Source organism: Bacillus sp. 3103sda1 (genome assembly GCF_024159135.1).
Taxonomy (GTDB): Bacteria; Bacillota; Bacilli; order Bacillales; family Bacillaceae_G; genus Bacillus_A; species Bacillus_A rhizoplanae.
Map to the genome: position 1 here is coordinate 1,244,853 of NZ_JAMYWS010000001.1, position 21,210 is coordinate 1,266,062.

Below are 21,210 nucleotides of genomic sequence, written 5' to 3' on the forward strand. Positions count from 1 at the left end.
TTGAAGAAATATTATTTGTTTGGACTTTACTTATGTCCAATAACACGTAAAAAATCCAATTAAAATTAAAGGAGAGAAAAAATGAGAAAAGTAATTGTAGCAATGTACCTATCGTTAGATGGTGTCATGGAAGATCCGGCTTGGACTGCGCCATACTTCAATGAAGAAGTGGCTAAATTTCAATCTGATCTACTATTTGCAAGCGATGCTCTTCTACTTGGACGAGTGACATATGAAGGTTTTGCAGCCGCCTGGCCTTCTATGACTGATGAAGAGGGTTTTGCTGATAAGATGAACAGCATGCCTAAATTTGTTGCTTCAACGACTTTGGAAGAAACCGAATGGAATGCAAATCTTATTAAGGGTAATATTGCAGAAGAAATATTGAAACTAAAGGAACAGCCCGGTCAGAATCTTTTAATCTATGGCAGCAGTGATCTTATACAAGCGTTGATGCAATATGACCTCATTGATGAATATCACCTTATGGTCAATCCTGTTATCGTGGGGAGCGGAAAGCATCTCTTTAAAAACGGGAACGATACAAAGGCTTTCAAACTTATAGAAACAAGGACGACCAGTTCAGGGGTCGTTATTCTTTCCTATCAACCGGAGAGAAAAAAATAATTATTGATAAATTGTGTGAATAAAACAGCTCGTCAGAACAAATTCTGATGAGTTTTTTCATGGAGTAAATACATTGACTTCCAATAATATTGATTATGCTAACGGGCAGTCTTAAATGAGCTGCCTTTTTCGTTTGTAATGAATCATATCTATGTTTTGTCGACATATTGATGTAAAGTACGTGCAGCTCGTCCTTCAGCAACCTTAGCGTGGTAGAACTTCTCAAATAAGTCGCCAAGTGTTTGTGTCGTAACTGTCCGTAATTCTTTCTTCACACGTTTCCCTTTACGTTTTGAAACTGTTTCTTCATTATTAGGTGTCATAGAAAAACGCCTCCTATTTCGTTATTAAAAACGAGATGAGAGACGTATAGCTACCTGCCTTAGCTGACCGCCATCGTGTTTAGACGGCAACCGCCACTGTACGTCAAGTCAACGTAAAATAAAAAACCGCATCAAACGTTAATCTGACGCGGCTTTCGACCTTAGTATGATCCCGACTGGATTCGAACCAGCGACCTCCACCCTGTCAAGGGAACTTTTCAGTTAACTGTAGAGGTTTGGAATCAGTAAAACTTATATGTATCAAGGCTCTCAAGTTATTATTCTCATTGAGAACTACTTCAGTTAGAGTTTCTTACGGAAAATACTAAAGGAGTTACATTCATTGGTCAAGTACTTTTTGCAACAACCTCCACAGAAATACTTTTGAGTAGGTACTCTCAAGCTAGCTCTAAAGAATAACAATTCAAGGGAAATATTGTTTGATATTGTAAATGAGCTAGTTTAAGCTGGTTATTGAGATATTTAAATGAGGTGAACGTATGAAGAAACGTAAATGGTTTTTAACATGGAAGGAATTTTTTATAGTTATTATTTGTTTTGTTCTTACTCCTGTAATTCTTAACCGTGTGTTATTTACTTGGAGATCCTCTCGGGCTTATGGAAATGGAGACACTTGGCTTGGTTTTTGGGGGAACTACTCTGGGGCTTTTGTGGGGGCTCTAGTTGCTTTATGGATAGCTAATAGACAAGTTAATGATAGTAGAGACCTTGAACTTGAAAAAGAACAAAGACAAGGAAAAGTAGCTCAATTACAGCCTCTTATAATAGCCACAAGAGAACTAGATGAGATAATTTGGTCGCTTAAAAAAATAGATATTATAAGAATGAAAGACTTGAAAAGTGTGAGAGGTGAACTGCTTCAGCAAAAAGGGGGAGTAGAACTTACATATGATGAGTTAGTTAAAACTAAAAAGGAAGTTGAAAGCAAAGTATACAAGTTAAGACCTATAAATGATAATTTAATTTCTTCTTTGCACTTAATTGATGATATTGATTTACAGGCTACTCTATATTCTAAGGTGATTCAATATCAAGATTTTTTAAAAGTACTCCTTATTGATATCAGTGTAGAAAACCTTCAAGTTGATATGACAATTGCAGAAAAACAAAACTTTTGGGAAACGTTCGATGGTAACTATATAGTAACATTGGAGTATGTAAAAAAGCTGGTAGATGATGAGATTACAAGTGTAAAAGAATATGTAGATGAAAACTTTAAGAGTGAGTCGAAATAATTTGTATAATTACAAGGAAGGTAAACGCTCCCCTCGATAGACTCATTTTTGAGTAAAGTACAAACAGAACTATACCTATCTAGTCTCCTTCCTCAGTAAACAAAAAAGAGGAGTAGCTTATTATTTAGCTTGCTCCTCACGTTCCTTAATTGCTCTGTATAATGTGGCTCTGCTTATTTGTGTAACCTCAGCAATCTTATTCATAGTCATCTTATTAGTATCTCTATTATCATACAGCTCAAGAGCGTGTACCAAGCTACCGTTCTTTGAGGTATACTTCTTAGCTCTGCCTTTATAAGCTCCACGTTTCTTAGCTTCCTCAATTCCTGCTCGCTGTCTTTCTAGTAGCATTTCTCTTTCCCAGTCAGCTACACTCAGTAGGATGTTTGTGATCAGCTTACTTGTAGGTGAGCCATCAAATACCCCCATATTGAGAACGTGTAGTTTGATTCCTTTCTCATTGAGTTGGCTAATAAGGTCTATGCCTTCTCGTACATTCCTAGCTATTCTATCCATCTTAGTAACAATGAGTGTATCTCCCTTAGTTATCTGGCTCAGTAGGTCGTTTAAGTCATCTCTATCTAGACTCTTACCACTAGCCTTATCTTTGTATATCTCCTCAGCTCCTGCCTTCTTGAGTTCTGTCAGCTGGCTCTCCAAGTTCTGCCCTTGAGTTGATACCCTCGCATAACCATATATCATAGTGTTTCCTCCTTGTTATTTGTGAGACACTTATATGAGACGTTATTAACCCAATGGTATCAACAACTTAATTTTGTGTCAATAGACTTTAGTCAAATGAGACACTTTAGAGTGAGCTGTTAGTCTGCCTCAGAATTTTTAGAGCTGAAAAATTACGAAAGGGGAGGGTACTGTCAGAGACGATGTGTGCCATACAGCGTTACTATGAGAATGAAAAAATTTTTTAACTAAAAAGTTTGACTAAAAGTTCTGCCTCCTCAGTTTATCTCAACGCTATAGTAGATAGTTAAACTAATTAGTACAACTAATAGTTAAAACAATAAGTATCCGTCTCATAAAAAGAAATAAAAAACAAATAACTTATGAGAAGGTAACTAATTAGACTAATAGTATTAACTATATTGGTTATTCATCTCAGTTGTTTTATTTATTTTTGTTTGAGAAGGGAAAGACAACTTAGTTGTTCTCTTGGATTGTAACTACATACCTAAACTGCAAGCTGACTTTTGGGGATTGTCTCGGAGTCAGCTATTTTGCGTTAGCCAAAAGGGTAATTTGAGAAAGCTATTACCCTAAGAATAAGAGAAAGTTGCATACTAAAATAGGATTGATCCTTAGAGCCCCAAGGGATTGGTTCGTTTTAATACCGGTTATCTCATACACCAAAAAGGGGCAATACCGGTTATCTCATACACCGCTTTTGGTTCAGCTATATGAGGAAGCGTACTGAATGGAAATGTCACACTAACCTGTTAAATATAGTAGAGAGATAAAAAAACTTAAAATTATTTTTCTCCTAGTTATTACCAAAAGTGCTGCAAACGTTGATTTAATCAGTTTTTACTTTTAGTAAGTAATAAACACGAATCGGTTATATAAAGGTGAAGGGGTTTTTAGAAGGTTACTAGGTTGCACTTTACGGAGTGAAACTCATGGAGCTTTCTCAAACTCCAACCTTTCTGGCAGAAGGTTCATTAGTTATCCTCTGAGGTTGCCCACCTTGGAGGATAGCACCTCGTTAATAACTATTTATTGAACCTCCGTAAAGCTCAATCCTAATCGTTAAACAATTTGATTTCTCCTTAGTTGGCTCTTTTTCAAAGGGCTTTTTCTTTTGGAGAAGTGGAGGTTAAATCACCAACAATAAGCAAAGGAGGAACATGATGTGATTACTTTTAAGATTGATATTCAAAAGATTATAGATGATAGAAGAATCTCGATAACGGAACTATCCAGAATCACTGGAGTAGATAAAACTCACTTGTCGCAAATTAAAAGAGGACAGCGAGCGACACTAAAAACACTCAATAGGATTGCCTCTGGTATTGGTGAGAAAGACCCAAGCAAACTACTTTCAGTAGAAGTTAAAGAGTTGGAAGTTAAGAAATAGAGATAAAAAACTAAGGAGATGATAAAAATGTTTACAGTGAAAGAGAACAGGGTAGGTACTTTGAGTTTGGTTGATAAGTTAACTGACGCTGAGGTACAACGTGAGTGTTCAAGTTGTAGAGAGTTGAAGCTTGCTAGTGATTTTCAGCGCTATACAGAAGGATGTTTAAGATCACAATGTAGAGAATGCTTCAAAAAGACAACTCGTGAGTACAACCGCAAAAGCCAACTCAACAGAAACATTAAGAATTTGAACGACAGGGCATTGAGAGTGGGGCTCGAAGGTGACTTTACAATTGAGAATTACAAACGACTAGTCAGGTGGGCTGATGGAAGATGTATGCTAAGCGACTTACCTCTTGAGGGTGACGCACAAATTGACCACCTTGTACCGCTTAACTCACTAATGGTCGGTTCAACAGCGAGTAACTTGTGGTTGTTGCACAAACGAGTTAATGAAAAGAAATGGATTCACTCAATCTTCGAATATTTAGACACTGAGGAAGGAAAGCAAATAGTAGATCGCAAGAGGTTACGAGAGAGTATGAGCTTCTTAGCTGAGCTTGCAGGTCTTAGCCTTGAGGATTATATACAGTTGGTTTACGACTCAGAGGAAATTTCAAGAAAAACAAGTGACTTCTTTAACAACTAAAATAACAAGCTGTGAGTCAGCAGGAGAGAAGAAAATGGATTTAAACAAAACAGTAAAGGAGTATTTACAAGATGGGTACACACTAGTTTCGCCAAAAGAGAAAGAATTACGTAGGAAGTTTGTTGAGAGAAAACTTAGTAATGAACAATTTGTAATGGTTAAGGAGGGCTTCTCTGAGGTGAAAAAACACTTGAGTTTAGAACAAAGTGGCGTACTAATGTTGTTAATGAGTTTTGTGAAACTAAACAGCGACGGTCAGCTTTACATTGAGAAGGATAGAAAGCTTGAAAGAATGACTGTCTCAGATGTAGAGAGTTTAATCGGTAAGAGTGAGAGACAAACTAGAAAGGTTCTCGCTGAGTTAGAAAAGTTAAGTTTAATCGAGCGTAACAAAGAAGGAAGAGACGTTTATGTAAGTCTTGGAGAGAATTTCTTTAATTGTGGCATTTATGAGGGGAATGAGCGGTTCGTAAAAGTGTATAAGGCTCACCTAAAAGAGATTGCTAAACAAGTAACGCTTAGTGAACTGGGATTGTTAATGTTGTTGCTTACTCATATTCACTATAAGACACATCTGTTGGTTGACAACCCTAATGAGAAAGACCTAAGCAAGTTGGTAATCTGGCAAAGAAAGCACATTGCAGAAGAACTGGGAGTCTCAATAGATTTTGTTAAACGTGCTATTCCAAAACTGAGAAAGGTTAAAGCTATTATGGAAATTAAGTCAGTTAAAACAGGTATTGTTCTTAGTCCTCCTCTAGCTTGTAAACAAGGATTGAAGCCAACTCTTGAGGAAATACAGGGAGCAATTGATGGTTGCTCTTTTTCAAAAGCTAACTTTAAGGAATAAACGTCATATTAATCCATTTTAAGTTTACCGCAGATTTACTAAGAAATCGACAACTAATATTGAGCCATTTCACAGGCTTACTTAGAGAGCTTTGTTATAAGGATAACGACTAGTGCAGAAACCCTCTAGGGTGGAGCTAGGAGGCAAACTGAGAGGACTGACTCAGATGTTAACTCAATGGTTGTTTAAATAAAACTATAAAACTACGGAGAGTGATTTTATTATGAAATGGTTTAACCGTAAAAATGAAACTGAGATGGAAAAATTACAGGGTCAAGCAAGCGAACTTCAAGCAACAATTACTGAATTAAGCGCAAAGATTAACCGTGTTGAACGCTCTTTAGAACTTGCTGAAACAGATTTAATGCTAGACGAGTCAGCAACTAACAAGAAACATGTTGAGAAATACAAGAAGGCACTTGAGAGTTTCAATAATGAGACAGCTAAAACTCAAGAGCAACTAAATACCATCGCTGAGAAAATCGCACAGATTCAGGCTAATGAGGAGCAGTCTCGTATTGAGAGTTTAGCTGAGTTGGATATTAAGGGTTATGAGTCTTCACACAGAGGTTACAAAGCTCGTGAGGTTTTACGTATTGTAGAAATGGAGATTGACAAACGCACTGGCTACCTCGGAGCTGGTACACCCGATAATCTATTAAGGGACATTAAGAGTCCAGAAGATTTAGTTCCTTATAGTAACTTCCAGCCACACCACCAAGGAGTTTACCAGTCTCATATTGACGCTTGGGAGAAAGGGACTAAAGAGGCTGATGAACAAATTGATAAGGATTACCAAGAGTTACTACAAGCGGTTAACAAATACTTTGGGATTAATTTCTGATAAGCAATAACGAGGGGGTTTTTCCTCCCCCCTCAGCTTATGTTTTTGAGCTTTAATTAAAACTAAATAAAACGAGGTGCATGACTAATGGAGAAGAACACAAGATTGGAGGTTTTAAAACTAAGAGAGGAAATACGAGAAGTTAAATTCCAAATGAAGTACGAGAAGCTAATCGAAAAGATAAACAAGTTAGATAGAACGATAGAGTACAGCAGCAAGAGAATAAAACATTGAGGAGGCGTTCTCATATGGAAGGAATTGAGCAAACCATAAAGGATAACTACAAGAGATTGCTGGTGGCTTACCACATTGCCAGCGAGCATTACCAAAAGACTAACGACACTGAGTTGCTTCACTACATGCTCGATAAACTACACACTTTTGAGACAACATTCGTGAGTTGCTACTCGTTTGGTGAACTCATGGAGTTAATGAATGAGATGGAAGCTCAAGGAGTATTTGTTCACTGATTAAAACTAAGGAGGCGGTACTAAATGGCTAGACCATACAAAGTAGACGACAATATAAAACGGATTGCTGATGAGGTAGCAAAAGCCAAAGCCAAAGCAAACAACGATGAGGACGCACTCAAGGAACTAAAGAAGGAACTCGGAAAAGAGCCTTCTATCTGTGGGTCTGTACAGGGTAACGGAAAGATATGTATGAGGAAGCCTTACGAGAAAGAAGATGGAACTACTCTAGGGCGTTGCCATATTCATGGAGGAAAGTCTATAGGTCAAAGAACTGAGGAAGGGAGGCGAAAAAGTTTGGCTAATTTAAACCCAAAAGCAAATCTAATTCACGGAGTATACTCAAAGGATTTCAAGGAGAATCTCACTCAAGAGGAAGTAGAGCTGTACAATAGCTTGATGGAGTACTACACAGATAACTATGAGGTAGATCCTTTTAACTTGGCTCTAGTGGATAGATACGCAATGAACATGATTAAGACAGCTCGTTTGGATTCACAAGACTTCCTACGAGATAGCCAACAGTACAATGACTTTGAGGTTAAAATGATTCGCTTTGTTGAATCTCTGGGGCTAAACAACAAGTTTAAACAGAGCAAGGAGAACAAAAGTAACCCTAGTGATATTAACCTTAATACTCTTTTTGACATGGGAGACAGAAACTAAGAGGTTTAACGAGCTCGCAATTAATCTGAGGAGGGAGAACTGCATGAGTCTTAAAGAATTAGGTATAGAAAGTTTCAATATCTTCGATGTTGGAGCAAATACGATTATCTGTTTGTCTACAACTGAGGGGCAACCAATAGTGAAAGAACGAGCTAGTATTATTCTTGAACAACTCAGCAGTTCCAATCCTAAGGAGCTATGGCGCAGAGAGAAAGTCATTCTGTTGAACGCTAAGGATATAACTGATTATGTACTTATTAGATTGAATTAAGAGAGTACACAGCTTACTAGTTGTGGCTCTTTTTTTTGTGCAAAATTACTAATCATAGGGTATCATTGAAGCAGAATATCTAAGGAGGAAAGCTATGGAGAAACATGATAAATATAATCCAAACGATTTTATGGATGAATTTTTAGAAAAAATTACTACGCCTGAGAGAATCATTAGTGAGTTTGATGAATCAAATAAACGATTATATAATGCAATAAATGAAGCTATAACGGAAATTTCCTCACCGTTAAAGAATATTGATTGGGACGCAGTTATGAGAACTTGGGTGGAGTCTGCTGAGAAGCTTGGAGAAAGAGGATGGACATTTCCGCTAAGTATGACTCCCGGTGAAGTTGTTGAGATTTCTGATGCTGAGGATATAGATGCAGAGATAGAAGAATACTTTAGTCATAATAATGGATATGCGTATACGAGAATGAAAAGAGATGTGCTTGATCATAAACTTGTTGAAAGTTGGAAGAGTTTATTAGAACAATGCTTTAATAGCTACGAGAACGGAAACTATTTAGTAGCCATTCCAAACTTACTCATTATTGTTGAAGGTATAGCACGTATGCTTATATCCGAAAAGTTTGAGAAATACAAAACAAAACAAAGAACAAGCTTAAGAGAGCAATATAAAAAAGTAAGAGAAGATGTACCTACAGATAGAATGTATGTAGTTGCGTATGTGTCTGTCGTAGGTTTTTTAAATCAAGTATTTCAACAGGGGAATTTTGACAGAAATCCTACTCGCTTTCCAATCATAAATAGAGACTGGGTACTTCATGGTAAAGATGCTCCGAGTAATTGGAAAAAGGTTGATGCTTTAAGGTTATTTAACGCTATTTATTCTCTTACTGTTGTGTACTTCTTAATTGAAAAGCCAAAAGAACAACTAACAGAAGCATGAGTATTCCTCTCTTGTGCTTCTTTTTTATGAGGTGGTACTCAATCGAGCAATTAATAAGGTCTACCTCATAGTTTGCTATATGAGAGCTTGCCACTATAGGAAAACAACGTACCAGATAGCTATACCAGCATTAATGCTACCCTAGCGCACAATCGAGCATATGCCAGATTGTGCTATCTCATGGATTCAACTACTCTTTTGTTAATGCTAGATTGAGCTAACTATTACTTACAGTAATAACTAATGGTGTGGTGTAACGCAGTTAAACTTCTAGCCAATTCCACAAAGTCGCTTTGTTATATCTTCTCTGCTCAACTGAAAGCATATTGCTGAGTGTTCCCCAGAAGTAACCTTTAAAGTCTTTTCTGATACGTTTCACCTTCTTAGCAAACACAGATTGTTTAAATGCTTGTATGGCTATCTCAGTGTAATCTGTTAAGCATGGAGCATACTTATGAGAAGCAAGTAGGACTTTTCCCCACAGTGAATAAACCTCCTTAGCTGAGCAAATGAAAGGTTTAACTGCATTGATAAATTCAGTTGGAATATGTGAGTTGTCCAAATAAGATACATCGAGCTCGTTACGTTTATTTAATTCTTGAAGATGAGCTTTAGGAATAATTGTTTCGTTCTCCTCAGATTGCTTCTCGGTACTGTCCTCACAAGGGGTTTCATCTTCTTGGCAAGGTGACAATACGAGGTGACACTTAGTAGGGTTAATGACTGATATAAAAGCCCCATAGCCTCCAGTTTTAGGTCTCTTTTGTTCTATTCGAGTGATAACTCCTAGTTCATTCAAACGCTTTAATGCACGCTGAACAGTACGTTTAGAGAATCCGACAGCTTGAGCTAGTGTATCATTTTTTAAATAGCTGACCCCAATAAACTTACAGCTGTACTGAGTAAGCTTAATAAGAACAGCTCTTTCGCTGTCCTTTAAAGAAAAATTCTTGAGAGCTATATCAATAGCTTTGTCCATCTCAGAGACAGACTGAAAGCTCTCGTATTTTCTGAGTTCCTTCATTATATAGTCCTCCATCTTTATAGAAGGAACAATCCTTGAGCTAGTACTAATGAGCATGATACAATAGCAAACAAGGAAGCTCCTTCAGAGTTTTCCTCCAAGAGAGAGCCCTGTCCGGTCGCCAAACTAGAGCAGGGTTCTCTTTTTATTTGTTTTAAATCTCAAGTGAATTAAGTGGATTAAACTTCTCGTTTTGCTCTCTTAGGGCTGTTCCCCAAAGAGCAAGATACCTCTCGGTCATTCTCAAATTGCTATGTCTCAGCATTCTTTGGAGAGTGAAAACGTCCATACCAGCCATTAAGCAACGATGAGCAAATGTGTGACGAAAAGTATGAGCTGATAAGCGAACGTCATTAAAGTTCATTACTTGTTTGAGTCGCTTAAACATGAGTTTAATTGAGTTAGGACTCATCTGTTTCCCTTCTCGTGTAGTAAAAACGTACTCTGGGAGTTTGCCTAGCTTACGCTCAATGAATATTTTGTACTCACACAGTTCTTTTACAAGCTTGTCTGTGAGAGGGACTGTTTGTTGTTTTCGAGCTTTACCGAATAGGGTTACTGTTTGATTTATTAAGTCCAACTCACTCCAGCGAATGTTAATAAGCTCACCAAGCCTTGAGCCAGTTCCCAAAAGGAAAACAATAATGGTGTGGTCTCTGTAGGCATATAGACTCTTATCACGTGTTTTAAGTCTCCTATAGTAACTAAGCATTTGCTTAATATGGTAATCTTGAAAGACCTCAATTTTTATATCCTCTTTAGCCAGCTTCATTTTACGAATAGGGTTTCCTTTCTCGGTGATAATGTCTTCATGTTGTAAATAGTTAAAGAAAATCTTTAGGTGATGGAGCTTGGTGTTTCTAGTTACTACGTTGTTACTTCTCGTTCGTTGGCAATACACGAGATAGCTTTTAACAGTTGCTTCTCTGATGTCTTTTGTATCAATAAGTTCACGCTCAGAGCAGAATGCTTGGAATTCATGCAGGGTAGCCATGTAAGCTTGAATAGTGCGAGAAGAGAGATTGCAAAACTCTTTTTCCTCCTTAAAGTCCTTCATAGCAAACTTAAGTAGCATTTTCTTATCAGTCCTTTCTCAGTTTTATGGAAACAAAAAAGAGGACTACCTCTGAGACAGCTGATTAGCTGACTAGAAGTAGTCCTCTTTTAACTTGTGGTGTCTGATGGAGACCTCCACAGTTTTAGGTTTTGAGAATGTCCTCTCAAGCCTTGATACTATTGAGTTTTATGATCCCGACTGGGTTCGAACCAGCGACCTCCACCCTGTCAAGGTGGCGCTCTCCCTGCTGAGCTACGGGATCAGGGGATTTATATGTAATAAACTAGTATGCAATTAATTGTATGATAGTCTTATAGTAAAATCAAGTAATATATGTAATTATTTTAAATTTTCAGATATTTAAAGGCGTAATGAGGGTTAACTTTCTACTATTCTATTAATATATTATACAAAGGAACAAATAACATTTCGTATAAAAATATATTAAATGAAGGGGTATATATGGTAAGAAAAAATTTTAAGATGTTTGTACCAAGATATAGAACGATTTCTATTAATGGAGCAGTTCTTGATGTAGATATATCTCATGATGAGTTTGTAGATGAGTTGATAGAATGGGTAGAATCAAAGGGCTGGGCATTTTTAGGGTTAACAGAAGAGATAACAGAAGAGGAGGCTAAAAAAATTCTTATGGATTTATTTGAAGATGAGGAGGAGTAGTTCCTCCTTCTTTTTATGCTGTTCTGTGTTTTTTTATAAAGTTATGATATAGTGAAGGATAGTGAGTGAAAAATATATATTAATTTATTATGATTTTAATATATAGATATAAAGAGAGAAAAAAAGGAGAGTTGTATGGGTAATTTAAAGAAAATTTTGGCTTTAATTATTGCAAGCAGTTTATTTTTTATTGCCCCCGCTAAATTTTATGCAGAAACTCCACCAGCGCCAAATGTGTTTGGACAGTATGCGGTTTCTATTGATGCGAAGACAGGTGATGTTTTGTATGATAAAAACGCGTATCAGCATGCTTATCCAGCTAGTATGACGAAAGTATTAACAAGTATTTTATTGATGGAGCATGTGCAGCCAGGAGAGAGAATTGCGTTTTCTCCCAAAGCTCTTGAACAAGAAAAAAGTAATTATCAAATTGAATTTCAAGCAGGAGAGACAGTAGATCGAGATACTGCACTTATGATTTTAATGGTGTTGAGTGCAAATGATATGGCGTATGCGATTGCTGAGCATATTGCAGGAAGTCCGGAAAATTTTGCGAAGATGATGAACGAGAAGGCGCTGCAATTAGGTGCAAAGGACAGTCATTTTGTCACACCAAACGGTCTGCATGATCCAAATCATTATACAACACCTTATGATATGGCAATGATTACAAGAGGTGTGATGAAGTATCCAGAAATTATGACGGCAATGAATACGAAGCAAACAACTGTTACAACGTCAAGGCAAACAGCTTCTATTTTTAATAAAGGAAGATATTTTGAAAATCCAAATTGTATTGGCGGGAAAACAGGTTTTACAAATGAAGCTCGTAATACGCTTGTAGAAATAAATGAAAAAGATGGAAATCGTATTATTAATGTCGTAATGGCTTCACAAAAGCCAGAAATTTATGAAGATATGAAGCAAATTGCTGATTATGCTTTTCCCCAATTTGCAAAACAACAAGTGCTTGATAAAAACAATTGGACAAAGGAAATGCCTTACTTGAATAAAGCGGTACATGGTGAATTAGAACGAAGTGTTGAACTTGTATTAAAGCAAGGTGAAGCCAAAAATGTACAAGCTGTTTTTAAGGAAAATCCTATTGATGAAGCACAATTATATAAAACGGGTCTTCACCGCGGCGATGTTGTTGGGACGGTAGATATTAAAAAAAATAATGAAACGTTAGAAAGTGTAAAGGTTCTTTCGAAAGAAGATATTGCATTTGAGGAGCCGTCAAAAAGTAAAATAACAAATTCAATTCCTTCATATGTACTAGCGGTTGGAATTGGTGTAGGGATTCTTACTGTTATTAGTATTGGAATATTTCTTTGGAAGCGTAAAAAACAGCGGACAGTGTCTCAGTAAAAATAGGCAAACAAATTTTGCCTATTTTTTTTATTGCGGTTCTTTAATGTTCGTTATAATATAATTATGAGTTCTTCGAAAAGAATGATAAATTTGAATATTTTTACTTCCGTTCGCATAGAGACTAAGGAAGGGAGCGAGACACATGAAATTAGTTTGGAAAATTTTTAGTAATATCATTTCGTTTGTTTTGTTTACTATTATGGTTTGCTTAGCGTTTGTAGCGATTTCATCGAAGGCAAGTGGCGGCGCTCCAACAGTGATGGGATATCAATTTAAGACAGTATTATCAGGATCGATGGAACCTACATTTTTAACCGGATCTATTATTGCAATTGAACCAACAAAAGACGGTTCAAAATATAAAAAAGGTGATGTCATCACATTTAAAGAAGATAACAAGATGATTACTCACCGCATTATTGATGTGCAAAATATAGATGGAAAAGTGTTCTATGAAACAAAAGGGGATAACAACAATGGTCCAGATTTACAGCCAGTTCCTGCTGAAAACGTAGTTGGAAAATATGCAGATATTACTGTTCCATATGTTGGTTATCTACTAAGCTATGCAAACTCTAAAGCAGGAGCAGCATTATTATTAATAATTCCCGGTGTCTTATTACTAGGGTACTCCGCGGTTTCTATTTTTGGAGCAATACGTAGCATAGACTCTGAGAAGAAAAGCAAGTCTTCTGATGCAGGACAATCTGTATAAAGTGAAACTTTCATCAGTGGGGGTATCCTCCACTGATGGTTAGTTGAACCAATCGGGTTTACTACCTGTTAATGGGGATAAAACGGTTATCATCCCAATTACTGAGAATTAATAAATATATGTAGAACTTAGTGACAATTGGAATGAAAGAAGTAATGAACAATACATTTGCAGCACAGCATACTGACGGAATAGATAAGTAAGAAATTAACGAGGAGGCTATCTTTATGAGATAGTCTTATTCTTTATAAAGAATTGTAGGATTCGATATAAAATATACTAGGCATTTCTTCATGAATGCATAGCACTTTCGTTTTTACTTAGGTTTACTTTTTCGAGCTTTTCATTATAATGATAAATTTTTTATAAAGAAATTAAATGTGCACAATGGGAGATGTGGTTATGAAAAAATTTTCAAAGAAAGTAAGAAATATGCTCATATTACCGTGTATATGCTCTATGGCCTTTTATATGGGATCTCAAGTAGTAACATATACAGAAGCATCTTTTTCAAATCAACAAACAGTACAATCGGACCTCTCAGCCGCAATTGTTTTTCCGAAAACAATTGAAAAATTAACAGAGGAAGCAAAGAAGCATAAGGACGCTATTTTCACTCATTACAATGTGATAAATAGTGCAGTAAACTCAAATGAAACTGTTGCAGAATTAGAAGATAAGCTTGCTGTATGGAAGCAACACCGTGAAGTAATCAAGGTAGAAATAACAGCAGTGCAAAGCATTTATACTGAGATTGAATCATATTATAACGAAGTAGTAGAAGATATAAAGGTAAATAACAGGGAATCAGCACAAGAAATATTAAAATATGTACAAGCTGGTTTTACACAAATTCAAAGTATTCGTAATGATATGGACAAGCAAGAGATTTTACAAAAAGTCGATGAACATATTCAAGCATTAGAAAAACAAATCAATGAAGAAAAAATGAAGCAAACAAACGAAGCAAAGAAACAAACGTCTGAACAACCTAAAACGTCTTCTCAGCAAGAACAAAAATCTTCAAAACAAGAAGAGAAAAAACAGGGAAATAATGCGAATGTAGAACAACAAAAACAAGTTCAAGAAGACGATTTAGCACCTACACAATCTGAGAAAAGTAAAGAAGAAGTAAAGCAAGAAGCATCAACTGCTGTGGAAACAAAGCAGTAATGCATATTTCGGTTATGCCTTCTACATAAATAGAGACTAATATATAAAATATATTGCAAGAGGAATTTGGAATATATATTATGAATACAATTTTAATCGGGATCGGAATGATGCTTATTGGATTATTTGTATATCAAAAGCGAGAGAAACGATCATAAAGAGAAAGGGTAAGGCGCCTCTTATTTGCTACATTAAATAAGAGGTGCCTTACCCTTTCTTGTAGGAAATATCATATATGCATGAAAAAAAGAGAATTTGTAAGAAAGAAGGCGAAAAGGAAAGAAAAATAGGAATAAACCGAAAAAAGACAGAAAATTTGGAAGTTTTTGCGATTTTATTTCTGTACTTATCGTTCTTTATAATGAATCAGAGAGGCTTGTTAAAGAACATACATAGAGAGAAAGAGGAAGTATATTTACAAAAGTTATGTCGAAACGAAGCAATTATACAACCAGTTATATCTCTTACCTTCATAAGAGCTAACAATAAAAAGAAAATTGGGGGAATTTAGAATGGGTATTAAGAAAAAGTTGGGCATGGGAGTAGCATCTGCAGCATTAGGGTTATCTTTAATTGGTGGAGGAACGTTTGCATTCTTTAGTGATAAAGCAGAAACAAACAATACATTTGCGAATGGTACATTAGATCTTAATGTTAATCCAAAAGTATTGGTTGATGTAAAGGATTTAAAACCAGGCGATACAATGAAGCGAGAATTTGTATTGAAAAATAAAGGCTCCTTAACGATTAAGGATGTGCAATTAGCAACTAAATATGAAGTTTTAGATGCGAAAGGTGATAACAATGGGGAAGACCTTGGTGAACATATTCGTGTAAACTTCTTCTGGAACTGGGATAAACAAAGTGAGCCAATCTATTCTAAAACATTAGCGGAATTACAGAAAGAAAACCCCGATGCAGTAGGTAAAGACGTATTCGCACCAGAGTGGGCTGAGGAAGGCGGACTTGCTCCAAAATCTGAAGATTACTTATGGGTAGAATTTGAATTTGTTGATAATGGTCAAGATCAAAATAAATTCCAAGGCGACAAATTAAAATTAAACTGGACATTTAACGCTTCACAAACTGAAGGCGAAGAGAAGTAAGCGATATAATAAAAAGCGGGGATTTTCCCCGCTTTTGTTGTGTAAATAAAAAAGAGTGTCTCCATAGAGAACACCCTTTTCACAATATATTATTTTTGTTTCTGTTTCCACTTATTAAACTCTAAAAATTCGCGGAATTGTTCTTTGGAAACACCAGAATGCATGGCTTCTTTAACAAGATTCATCCATTCTGAGTCCATTGCGTGTTCTTCTGTAGGCTCGTCATGAAGAAGAACATCAACAGAAACATGCAGAACGTTGGAAATTTTTTCGAGAAATTGAATTGAAGGATTTTTTTGTAAGTTTCGTTCGATAGAGCTAATGTATGATTTTGCAACGCCTGCTTTTTCAGCAAGTTCTGTTAAGGAAATACCTCTTTGTAGACGCAGTCGTTTTATACGTTCTCCAATCATGTTAGCGCACCTTTCTTACTGTATGTAGTCGACATAAGATGTAATTTATTATAACACATTTTTCTTTAAAAAGAACAATGATGATTAGTTATGTGATTCTTGATTCGCCAGTTTTAAAAAATTTTTAATTTCTTGAGTGTTAATATTCATATCTAAAGCTTCCAGCAGTAAATCGATCCACTCTTGATCTAGTATTTCCTTTTTATTTGTTTGCAAGCATGATCTCCCCTTAATGGTTAATCTTTATATGAAGATATGGATATAAAAATTGTAATTAACACTATTAAAATCTTAAAAATTATAACTCTGTCGAAAAATGTAAAACTTGGTCGTAATTTTAAGTTTTGTAAAAATATAACTGAAGTTTGTGATTCTATATAGAATTTTAATATGTTCATTGTAATTTATCAATATTTTCTGAAAATATATATAAATCTGTATATGTATGTATATAAAATGAAGGATTTTTTCAAAAATATTACAAATTAAGACAATATATTGTAAAAAGATTGAATTTTTAATATTATCAAAATATTAGTACATATTTGAGCTTAGGGAGGAAATAGGGATGAAGAAAAAGCCTTTTAAGGTGCTGTCTACGCTTGCGGTGACAGCTGTGCTTAGCTGCACATTTGGGTTTGGAAGCCAATCTGCTTATGCGGCAACACCATCTAATGTAACAACTTCTAGTCCAATCGATGATCATTTAATTCCAGAGGACAGATTGGCTGATGCACTAAAGAAGCGTGGCGTAATTAGTGAATCAGCGTCGAAAGAAGACACGTTAAAAGCTGTTGAAAAATATGTAGAAAAGAAAAAAGGTGAAAATCCTGGAAAAGAACCAGCAGCGGGGGATAGTGTTACGAAAGAAGCTTCTGACTTTCTGAAAAAAGTTAAAGATGAAAAGGCTGACACAAAAGAAAAGGCAAATGAACATGTCGGCGGTCCGGTAGCTGGACAAGCTGTTGGTAAAGCGGGACTAAACGGTAAAGTACCAACTACTTCAGCGAAGCAAAAGGAGTATAACGGGCCTGTTCGCGAAGATAAAGTTCTTGTATTACTTGTAGAATATGCTGACTTTAAGCATAACAACATTGATCAAGAACCTGGTTACATGTACTCTGATGACTTTAATAAAGAACACTATGAAAAGATGTTATTTGGTGATGAGCCGTTTACATTATTCGATGGTTCAAAAATTGAAACATTTAAGAATTACTATGAAGAGCAATCAGGCGGCAGCTATACAGTAGACGGAACAGTAACAAATTGGTTAACTGTTCCAGGGAAAGCTGCTGATTATGGTGGTGATGCTGAAAGTGGTCACGATAATAAAGGTCCTCTAGGTCCACGTGATCTTGTAAAAGATGCATTAAAAGCTGCAGTGGATAGTGGTGTAAACTTAGCCGACTATGATGAGTTTGATCAATATGATATAGATGGCGACGGTAATAAAAATGAACCAGATGGACTTGTTGACCATTTAATGGTACTTCATGCTGGTGTAGGACAAGAAGCTGGCGGCGGTAAACTAGGTAACGATGCAATTTGGTCTCATCGCTGGACGATTGGACCAAAACCATATCCAGTTGAAGGCACACAAGCAAAGGTTCCATATTGGGGCGGTAAGATGGCAGCATTTGATTACACAATTGAGCCAGAAGACGGAGCAGTTGGTGTATTCGCACATGAATATGGCCATGATTTAGGTCTTCCTGATGAGTATGATACACAGTATACTGGTGCAGGTGAGCCGGTTCAAGCTTGGTCTATTATGAGTGGCGGCAGCTGGGCTGGTAACATTGCGGGCACAGCACCAACAAGCTTCTCTCCGCAAAACAAAGAGTTCTTCCAAAAGAACATTGGCGGTAACTGGGCAAATATTGTTGAAGTAGATTATGATAAGTTAAATAAAGGGATTGGTTTTGCAACATTCTTAGATCAAAGTGTAACGAAATCAGCTCGTCCTGGCCTGATTCGTGTGAATTTACCTGATAAAGATGTAAAAGGTATTCAGCCTGCATTCGGTCAAAAATACTACTATAGTACAAAAGGCGATGATCTTCATACAACATTAGAAACGCCCGTATTTGATTTAACAAATGCAACAAATGCGAAATTTGATTACAAATCATTGTATGAAGTTGAAGCAGATTATGATTTCCTTGAAGTACATGCAGTAGCGGAAGATGGAACGAAAACGTTAGTTGACACAATCGGTGATGAAAAAGTTAAAGGCGGCATGGATACAACTGATGGTAAATGGGTAGATAAGTCATATGACTTAAGCCAATTTAAAGGTCAAAAAGTAAAATTAGTATTCGAATATATTACAGATGGTGGTTTAGCTCCAAACGGCTTTACGTTAGACAATGCTACATTAACTGTAGATGGCAAGGTTGTGTTCTCTGATGATGCAGAAGGTACACCACAATTTACATTAAACGGCTTCGTTGTATCAAACGGTGTTGATAAGAAGCAACATAACTACTATTTAGAGTGGAGAAACTATGCTGGTGCAGATGAGGCGTTACAATATGGCCGCGGTCCAGTGTACAATACAGGTCTTGTTGTATGGTATGCAGACTCTAGCTTTACAGATAACTGGGTTGGTGTTCATCCAGGTGAAGGGTTCCTTGGTGTTGTTGACTCTCACCCAGAAGCAATTTGGGGAACATTAGATGGTAAACCGAGTGTTGCGAATAGCACAAGATACCAAGTTGTAGATGCTGCGTTCTCATTTGATCAAACACCGGCTTGGAAAGTTGTCTCTCCAACACGCGGAACGTTTGATTACAAAGGATTACCGGGTGTAACGAAGTTTGATGACTCTAAAGCGTATATGAACAACGCAATTCCAGATGCAGGACGTAAAGTGCCGCAGCTTGGACTAAAGTTTGAAGTAGTTGGAGAAGCAGACGATAATTCTGCAGGTGCAATTCGCGTATACCGCAAATAATGGAGAAGCTGTTGAAAGGGATTCCTTTCAACAGCTTTTTTCATGGGCAAATATGTTTCAAGTCATTTGTAAAGTAATATATAATTAAATTCTACATATCGTTTTATCCCGCATTAACGGGCAGTAAGAACTCCATCTCAAGATTCAGAGAGAAGCAAAGAAGCTAGGTGGGGGATAACTACTAGCATGCACTTGATTGATGCGAGCTTTTCATTAGTCGAGAATGCAAAAATCACTCATAGAAGTTTTATTTTAAATAGGAAGAAACAAGAATGTATTATGATATACGATGAAATAGAGAGGTGAATATTTATGGAGATTGCATCAATTATAGAACGACAAAAAACGCACTTTTATAGCGGGAAAACAAGAGCAATCGATGAGAGAAAGAAACAGCTACAAGCGCTATATGCAAGTATTCAGCGTTATGAGTCTGAAATTTTTCAAGCGCTAAAGCTTGATTTAAATAAATCAGAGCATGAATCGTATACAACAGAGATTGGGTATACGTTAAAAGAAATTTCGTTTACGACAAAGAATCTTTCGAAGTGGAGTAAACCGAGGCGTGCTAAAACAGCAATGACTCATATTGGATCGAAGGGAAAAATTATTCCTGAGCCCTATGGTGTAACGTTGGTGATTGCCCCGTGGAATTATCCGTTTCAACTTGCGCTTGCCCCGTTAATTGGAGCATTGGCAGCCGGAAACACAGTTATATTAAAACCTTCAGAGTTAACACCAAATGTCTCTAAGATTATTGCGAAAATGTTAACGGAACTATTCCCGTCAGAGCTTGTCGCTGTAGTGGAGGGTGGCGTTGAGACGAGTACAGCTTTATTAAAGGAGCCGTTTGATTATATTTTCTTTACCGGGAGTGTCGGAGTTGGGAAAATTGTTATGGAGGCAGCTGCAAAACAATTAACACCTCTTACACTTGAACTTGGTGGCAAAAGCCCTTGTATTGTTCATAAAGATGCAAAGCTTGATGTTGCAGCGCGTCGGATTGTATGGGGGAAATTTTTAAATGCAGGACAAACGTGTGTTGCGCCGGATTATGTATATGTTCATTCCTCTATTAAAGAACAGTTTATAGAAGAAATGAGAAAGGCTGTGCGTGAACAATACGGAGAGCAGCCTTTGCAAAATGAAAAATATGTTCGTATTGTGAGTCAGCGTCATTTTGAAAGATTGTGTTCATTTTTGGAAGATGGGAAGGCTGTGATAGGCGGTAATTATGATAATGATAAACTACTTATTGAACCTACAGTGCTTACAGGTGTGACGTGGAATCATGCGGTAATGGAAGATGAGATTTTTGGGCCAATCTTACCACTGTTAGAATATGAACATATAGAAGATGTGATTGCAACTGTTCAACGTCATCCGAAGCCATTAGCATTATATGTTTTTGCTGAGGAACGAGATATACAAAAGCAAGTGACGCAATCCATTTCTTATGGAGGTGGTTGTATTAATGACGCTGTGTATCATTTAGCGACTCCATATTTACCATTTGGTGGTGTTGGTCCAAGCGGATTGGGTAGTTATCATGGAGAGTCTAGCTTTCAAACCTTTTCGCATTATAAAAGTATTTTATCTCAATCGACAGTGTTTGACATGAAAATCCGCTATTCTTCTACAAAAAGTGCTTTAAAATTCATCCGAAAATTGTTAAAATAGTGATGGTATTTATCAGTTAGCGTAGCTGTATGATAAAACCCCTTCATAATTGAAGGGGTTTTTCT

24 protein-coding genes and 1 tRNA gene are annotated in these 21,210 nt (G+C 36.6%); 18 read left to right on the forward strand and 7 right to left on the reverse strand.

The features are described from left to right. Positions 1–81 precede the first annotated feature (81 nt). Positions 82–627 (forward strand): dihydrofolate reductase family protein, encoded by a 546-nt coding sequence (locus tag NKR74_RS06225; RefSeq protein WP_253628997.1) that lies wholly within the window; start codon positions 82–84, stop codon positions 625–627. A 149-nt stretch (positions 628–776) separates the two neighbouring features. On the opposite strand, the gene NKR74_RS06230 is transcribed toward NKR74_RS06225, so the two are convergent. After that, positions 777–950, reverse strand: coding sequence for a hypothetical protein (locus NKR74_RS06230; RefSeq protein ID WP_253628998.1), 174 nt, complete (start codon positions 948–950; stop codon positions 777–779). Between the two features lie 500 nt (positions 951–1,450). On the opposite strand from NKR74_RS06230, the gene NKR74_RS06235 reads away from it, so the two are divergent. Continuing rightward, a complete protein-coding gene (locus NKR74_RS06235; RefSeq protein ID WP_253628999.1) occupies positions 1,451–2,206 on the forward strand; it encodes a hypothetical protein in 756 nt (251 codons plus the stop codon). Positions 2,207–2,326: 120 nt separating this feature from the next. Here NKR74_RS06235 and NKR74_RS06240 read toward each other — a convergent pair whose 3' ends face one another. Next, positions 2,327–2,908 (reverse strand): recombinase family protein, encoded by a 582-nt coding sequence (locus NKR74_RS06240; RefSeq protein ID WP_253629000.1) that lies wholly within the window; start codon positions 2,906–2,908, stop codon positions 2,327–2,329. Positions 2,909–4,073: 1,165 nt separating this feature from the next. On the opposite strand from NKR74_RS06240, the gene NKR74_RS06245 reads away from it, so the two are divergent. From NKR74_RS06245 to NKR74_RS06280, 8 genes are all read left to right on the forward strand, one after another. After that, positions 4,074–4,298 (forward strand): helix-turn-helix domain-containing protein, encoded by a 225-nt coding sequence (locus tag NKR74_RS06245; protein WP_253629001.1) that lies wholly within the window; start codon positions 4,074–4,076, stop codon positions 4,296–4,298. A gap of 27 nt (positions 4,299–4,325) precedes the next feature. Continuing rightward, complete coding sequence (locus tag NKR74_RS06250) at positions 4,326–4,949, forward strand: hypothetical protein (RefSeq protein WP_253629002.1); 624 nt, start codon at positions 4,326–4,328, stop codon at positions 4,947–4,949. A gap of 34 nt (positions 4,950–4,983) precedes the next feature. Continuing rightward, positions 4,984–5,799 (forward strand): helix-turn-helix domain-containing protein, encoded by an 816-nt coding sequence (locus NKR74_RS06255; protein ID WP_253629003.1) that lies wholly within the window; start codon positions 4,984–4,986, stop codon positions 5,797–5,799. Positions 5,800–6,022: 223 nt separating this feature from the next. Further along, positions 6,023–6,643 carry a hypothetical protein gene (locus NKR74_RS06260; RefSeq protein WP_253629004.1) on the forward strand — a complete coding sequence of 207 codons (621 nt, stop codon included), beginning with the start codon at positions 6,023–6,025 and terminating at the stop codon, positions 6,641–6,643. A 248-nt stretch (positions 6,644–6,891) separates the two neighbouring features. After that, positions 6,892–7,113: a hypothetical protein gene (locus NKR74_RS06265; protein WP_253629005.1), complete on the forward strand. Its 222-nt coding sequence runs from the start codon at positions 6,892–6,894 to the stop codon at positions 7,111–7,113. A 24-nt stretch (positions 7,114–7,137) separates the two neighbouring features. Next, positions 7,138–7,779 (forward strand): HGGxSTG domain-containing protein, encoded by a 642-nt coding sequence (locus NKR74_RS06270; RefSeq protein ID WP_253629006.1) that lies wholly within the window; start codon positions 7,138–7,140, stop codon positions 7,777–7,779. Positions 7,780–7,822: 43 nt separating this feature from the next. Next, entirely contained in the window at positions 7,823–8,050 is a 228-nt protein-coding gene (locus NKR74_RS06275) for a hypothetical protein (protein WP_253629007.1), read from the forward strand. A 94-nt stretch (positions 8,051–8,144) separates the two neighbouring features. Next, positions 8,145–8,963 carry a hypothetical protein gene (locus NKR74_RS06280; RefSeq protein WP_253629008.1) on the forward strand — a complete coding sequence of 273 codons (819 nt, stop codon included), beginning with the start codon at positions 8,145–8,147 and terminating at the stop codon, positions 8,961–8,963. A 262-nt stretch (positions 8,964–9,225) separates the two neighbouring features. Here the strand turns inward: NKR74_RS06280 and NKR74_RS06285 are convergent, their stop codons facing one another. The 3 genes from NKR74_RS06285 to NKR74_RS06295 all read right to left on the reverse strand — a co-directional run bounded on the left by NKR74_RS06285 (position 9,226) and on the right by NKR74_RS06295 (position 11,306). Further along, entirely contained in the window at positions 9,226–9,987 is a 762-nt protein-coding gene (locus NKR74_RS06285; RefSeq protein ID WP_253629009.1) for a helix-turn-helix domain-containing protein, read from the reverse strand. Positions 9,988–10,141: 154 nt separating this feature from the next. Continuing rightward, positions 10,142–11,062, reverse strand: a complete 921-nt coding sequence (locus NKR74_RS06290; RefSeq protein WP_253629010.1) for a tyrosine-type recombinase/integrase — start codon at positions 11,060–11,062, stop codon at positions 10,142–10,144. A 171-nt stretch (positions 11,063–11,233) separates the two neighbouring features. Then, a tRNA-Val gene (locus NKR74_RS06295) sits at positions 11,234–11,306 on the reverse strand. A 200-nt stretch (positions 11,307–11,506) separates the two neighbouring features. Between NKR74_RS06295 and NKR74_RS06300 the strand changes: the two genes are divergently transcribed. From NKR74_RS06300 to NKR74_RS06325, 6 genes are all read left to right on the forward strand, one after another. Next, the gene (locus tag NKR74_RS06300; RefSeq protein ID WP_098310939.1) at positions 11,507–11,725 is read left to right on the forward strand and encodes a hypothetical protein; all 219 of its coding nucleotides are present in this window, start codon (positions 11,507–11,509) and stop codon (positions 11,723–11,725) included. Between the two features lie 135 nt (positions 11,726–11,860). Beyond that, the gene (locus NKR74_RS06305) at positions 11,861–13,096 is read left to right on the forward strand and encodes a D-alanyl-D-alanine carboxypeptidase family protein (protein ID WP_253629011.1); all 1,236 of its coding nucleotides are present in this window, start codon (positions 11,861–11,863) and stop codon (positions 13,094–13,096) included. A gap of 145 nt (positions 13,097–13,241) precedes the next feature. Further along, entirely contained in the window at positions 13,242–13,814 is a 573-nt protein-coding gene (gene sipW / locus NKR74_RS06310; RefSeq protein WP_253629012.1) for a signal peptidase I SipW, read from the forward strand. A gap of 402 nt (positions 13,815–14,216) precedes the next feature. Beyond that, positions 14,217–14,987 (forward strand): DUF4047 domain-containing protein, encoded by a 771-nt coding sequence (locus tag NKR74_RS06315; protein ID WP_253629013.1) that lies wholly within the window; start codon positions 14,217–14,219, stop codon positions 14,985–14,987. Positions 14,988–15,222: 235 nt separating this feature from the next. Further along, on the forward strand, positions 15,223–15,498 hold the full coding sequence (locus NKR74_RS06320; protein WP_253629014.1) for a hypothetical protein: 276 nt from the start codon (positions 15,223–15,225) through the stop codon (positions 15,496–15,498). A gap of 1 nt (position 15,499) precedes the next feature. Further along, complete coding sequence (locus NKR74_RS06325) at positions 15,500–16,093, forward strand: CalY family protein (RefSeq protein WP_098310935.1); 594 nt, start codon at positions 15,500–15,502, stop codon at positions 16,091–16,093. An 89-nt stretch (positions 16,094–16,182) separates the two neighbouring features. Here the strand turns inward: NKR74_RS06325 and NKR74_RS06330 are convergent, their stop codons facing one another. Next, a complete protein-coding gene (locus tag NKR74_RS06330; protein WP_253629015.1) occupies positions 16,183–16,506 on the reverse strand; it encodes a helix-turn-helix domain-containing protein in 324 nt (107 codons plus the stop codon). 84 nt (positions 16,507–16,590) lie between these two features. After that, positions 16,591–16,722, reverse strand: coding sequence for an anti-repressor SinI family protein (locus NKR74_RS06335; RefSeq protein ID WP_253629016.1), 132 nt, complete (start codon positions 16,720–16,722; stop codon positions 16,591–16,593). Between the two features lie 352 nt (positions 16,723–17,074). On the opposite strand from NKR74_RS06335, the gene NKR74_RS06340 reads away from it, so the two are divergent. Both NKR74_RS06340 and NKR74_RS06345 read left to right on the forward strand, forming a co-directional pair. After that, positions 17,075–19,465, forward strand: coding sequence for an immune inhibitor A domain-containing protein (locus tag NKR74_RS06340; RefSeq protein WP_253629017.1), 2,391 nt, complete (start codon positions 17,075–17,077; stop codon positions 19,463–19,465). Positions 19,466–19,777: 312 nt separating this feature from the next. Beyond that, positions 19,778–21,145, forward strand: coding sequence for an aldehyde dehydrogenase (locus tag NKR74_RS06345; RefSeq protein ID WP_253629018.1), 1,368 nt, complete (start codon positions 19,778–19,780; stop codon positions 21,143–21,145). Positions 21,146–21,210: the final 65 nt, after the last annotated feature.

Bases quoted from the DNA above. Each gene is read 5' to 3' on its own strand.
- NKR74_RS06340 (WP_253629017.1), top strand. From the start codon at position 17,075: ATGAAGAAAAAGCCTTTTAAGGTGCTGTCTACGCTTGCGGTGACAGCT.
- NKR74_RS06280 (WP_253629008.1), top strand. From the start codon at position 8,145: ATGGAGAAACATGATAAATATAATCCAAACGATTTTATGGATGAATTT.
- NKR74_RS06225 (WP_253628997.1), top strand. From the start codon at position 82: ATGAGAAAAGTAATTGTAGCAATGTACCTATCGTTAGATGGTGTCATG.
- NKR74_RS06260 (WP_253629004.1), top strand. From the start codon at position 6,023: ATGAAATGGTTTAACCGTAAAAATGAAACTGAGATGGAAAAATTACAG.
- NKR74_RS06300 (WP_098310939.1), top strand. From the start codon at position 11,507: ATGGTAAGAAAAAATTTTAAGATGTTTGTACCAAGATATAGAACGATT.
- NKR74_RS06270 (WP_253629006.1), top strand. From the start codon at position 7,138: ATGGCTAGACCATACAAAGTAGACGACAATATAAAACGGATTGCTGAT.
- NKR74_RS06235 (WP_253628999.1), top strand. From the start codon at position 1,451: ATGAAGAAACGTAAATGGTTTTTAACATGGAAGGAATTTTTTATAGTT.
- NKR74_RS06320 (WP_253629014.1), top strand. From the start codon at position 15,223: ATGCATGAAAAAAAGAGAATTTGTAAGAAAGAAGGCGAAAAGGAAAGA.
- NKR74_RS06345 (WP_253629018.1), top strand. From the start codon at position 19,778: ATGGAGATTGCATCAATTATAGAACGACAAAAAACGCACTTTTATAGC.
- NKR74_RS06250 (WP_253629002.1), top strand. From the start codon at position 4,326: ATGTTTACAGTGAAAGAGAACAGGGTAGGTACTTTGAGTTTGGTTGAT.
- NKR74_RS06315 (WP_253629013.1), top strand. From the start codon at position 14,217: ATGAAAAAATTTTCAAAGAAAGTAAGAAATATGCTCATATTACCGTGT.
- NKR74_RS06240 (WP_253629000.1), bottom strand. From the start codon at position 2,908: ATGATATATGGTTATGCGAGGGTATCAACTCAAGGGCAGAACTTGGAG.
- NKR74_RS06305 (WP_253629011.1), top strand. From the start codon at position 11,861: ATGGGTAATTTAAAGAAAATTTTGGCTTTAATTATTGCAAGCAGTTTA.
- NKR74_RS06330 (WP_253629015.1), bottom strand. From the start codon at position 16,506: ATGATTGGAGAACGTATAAAACGACTGCGTCTACAAAGAGGTATTTCC.
- NKR74_RS06265 (WP_253629005.1), top strand. From the start codon at position 6,892: ATGGAAGGAATTGAGCAAACCATAAAGGATAACTACAAGAGATTGCTG.
- sipW (WP_253629012.1), top strand. From the start codon at position 13,242: ATGAAATTAGTTTGGAAAATTTTTAGTAATATCATTTCGTTTGTTTTG.
- NKR74_RS06275 (WP_253629007.1), top strand. From the start codon at position 7,823: ATGAGTCTTAAAGAATTAGGTATAGAAAGTTTCAATATCTTCGATGTT.
- NKR74_RS06325 (WP_098310935.1), top strand. From the start codon at position 15,500: ATGGGTATTAAGAAAAAGTTGGGCATGGGAGTAGCATCTGCAGCATTA.
- NKR74_RS06290 (WP_253629010.1), bottom strand. From the start codon at position 11,062: ATGCTACTTAAGTTTGCTATGAAGGACTTTAAGGAGGAAAAAGAGTTT.
- NKR74_RS06255 (WP_253629003.1), top strand. From the start codon at position 4,984: ATGGATTTAAACAAAACAGTAAAGGAGTATTTACAAGATGGGTACACA.
- NKR74_RS06285 (WP_253629009.1), bottom strand. From the start codon at position 9,987: ATGAAGGAACTCAGAAAATACGAGAGCTTTCAGTCTGTCTCTGAGATG.
- NKR74_RS06230 (WP_253628998.1), bottom strand. From the start codon at position 950: ATGACACCTAATAATGAAGAAACAGTTTCAAAACGTAAAGGGAAACGT.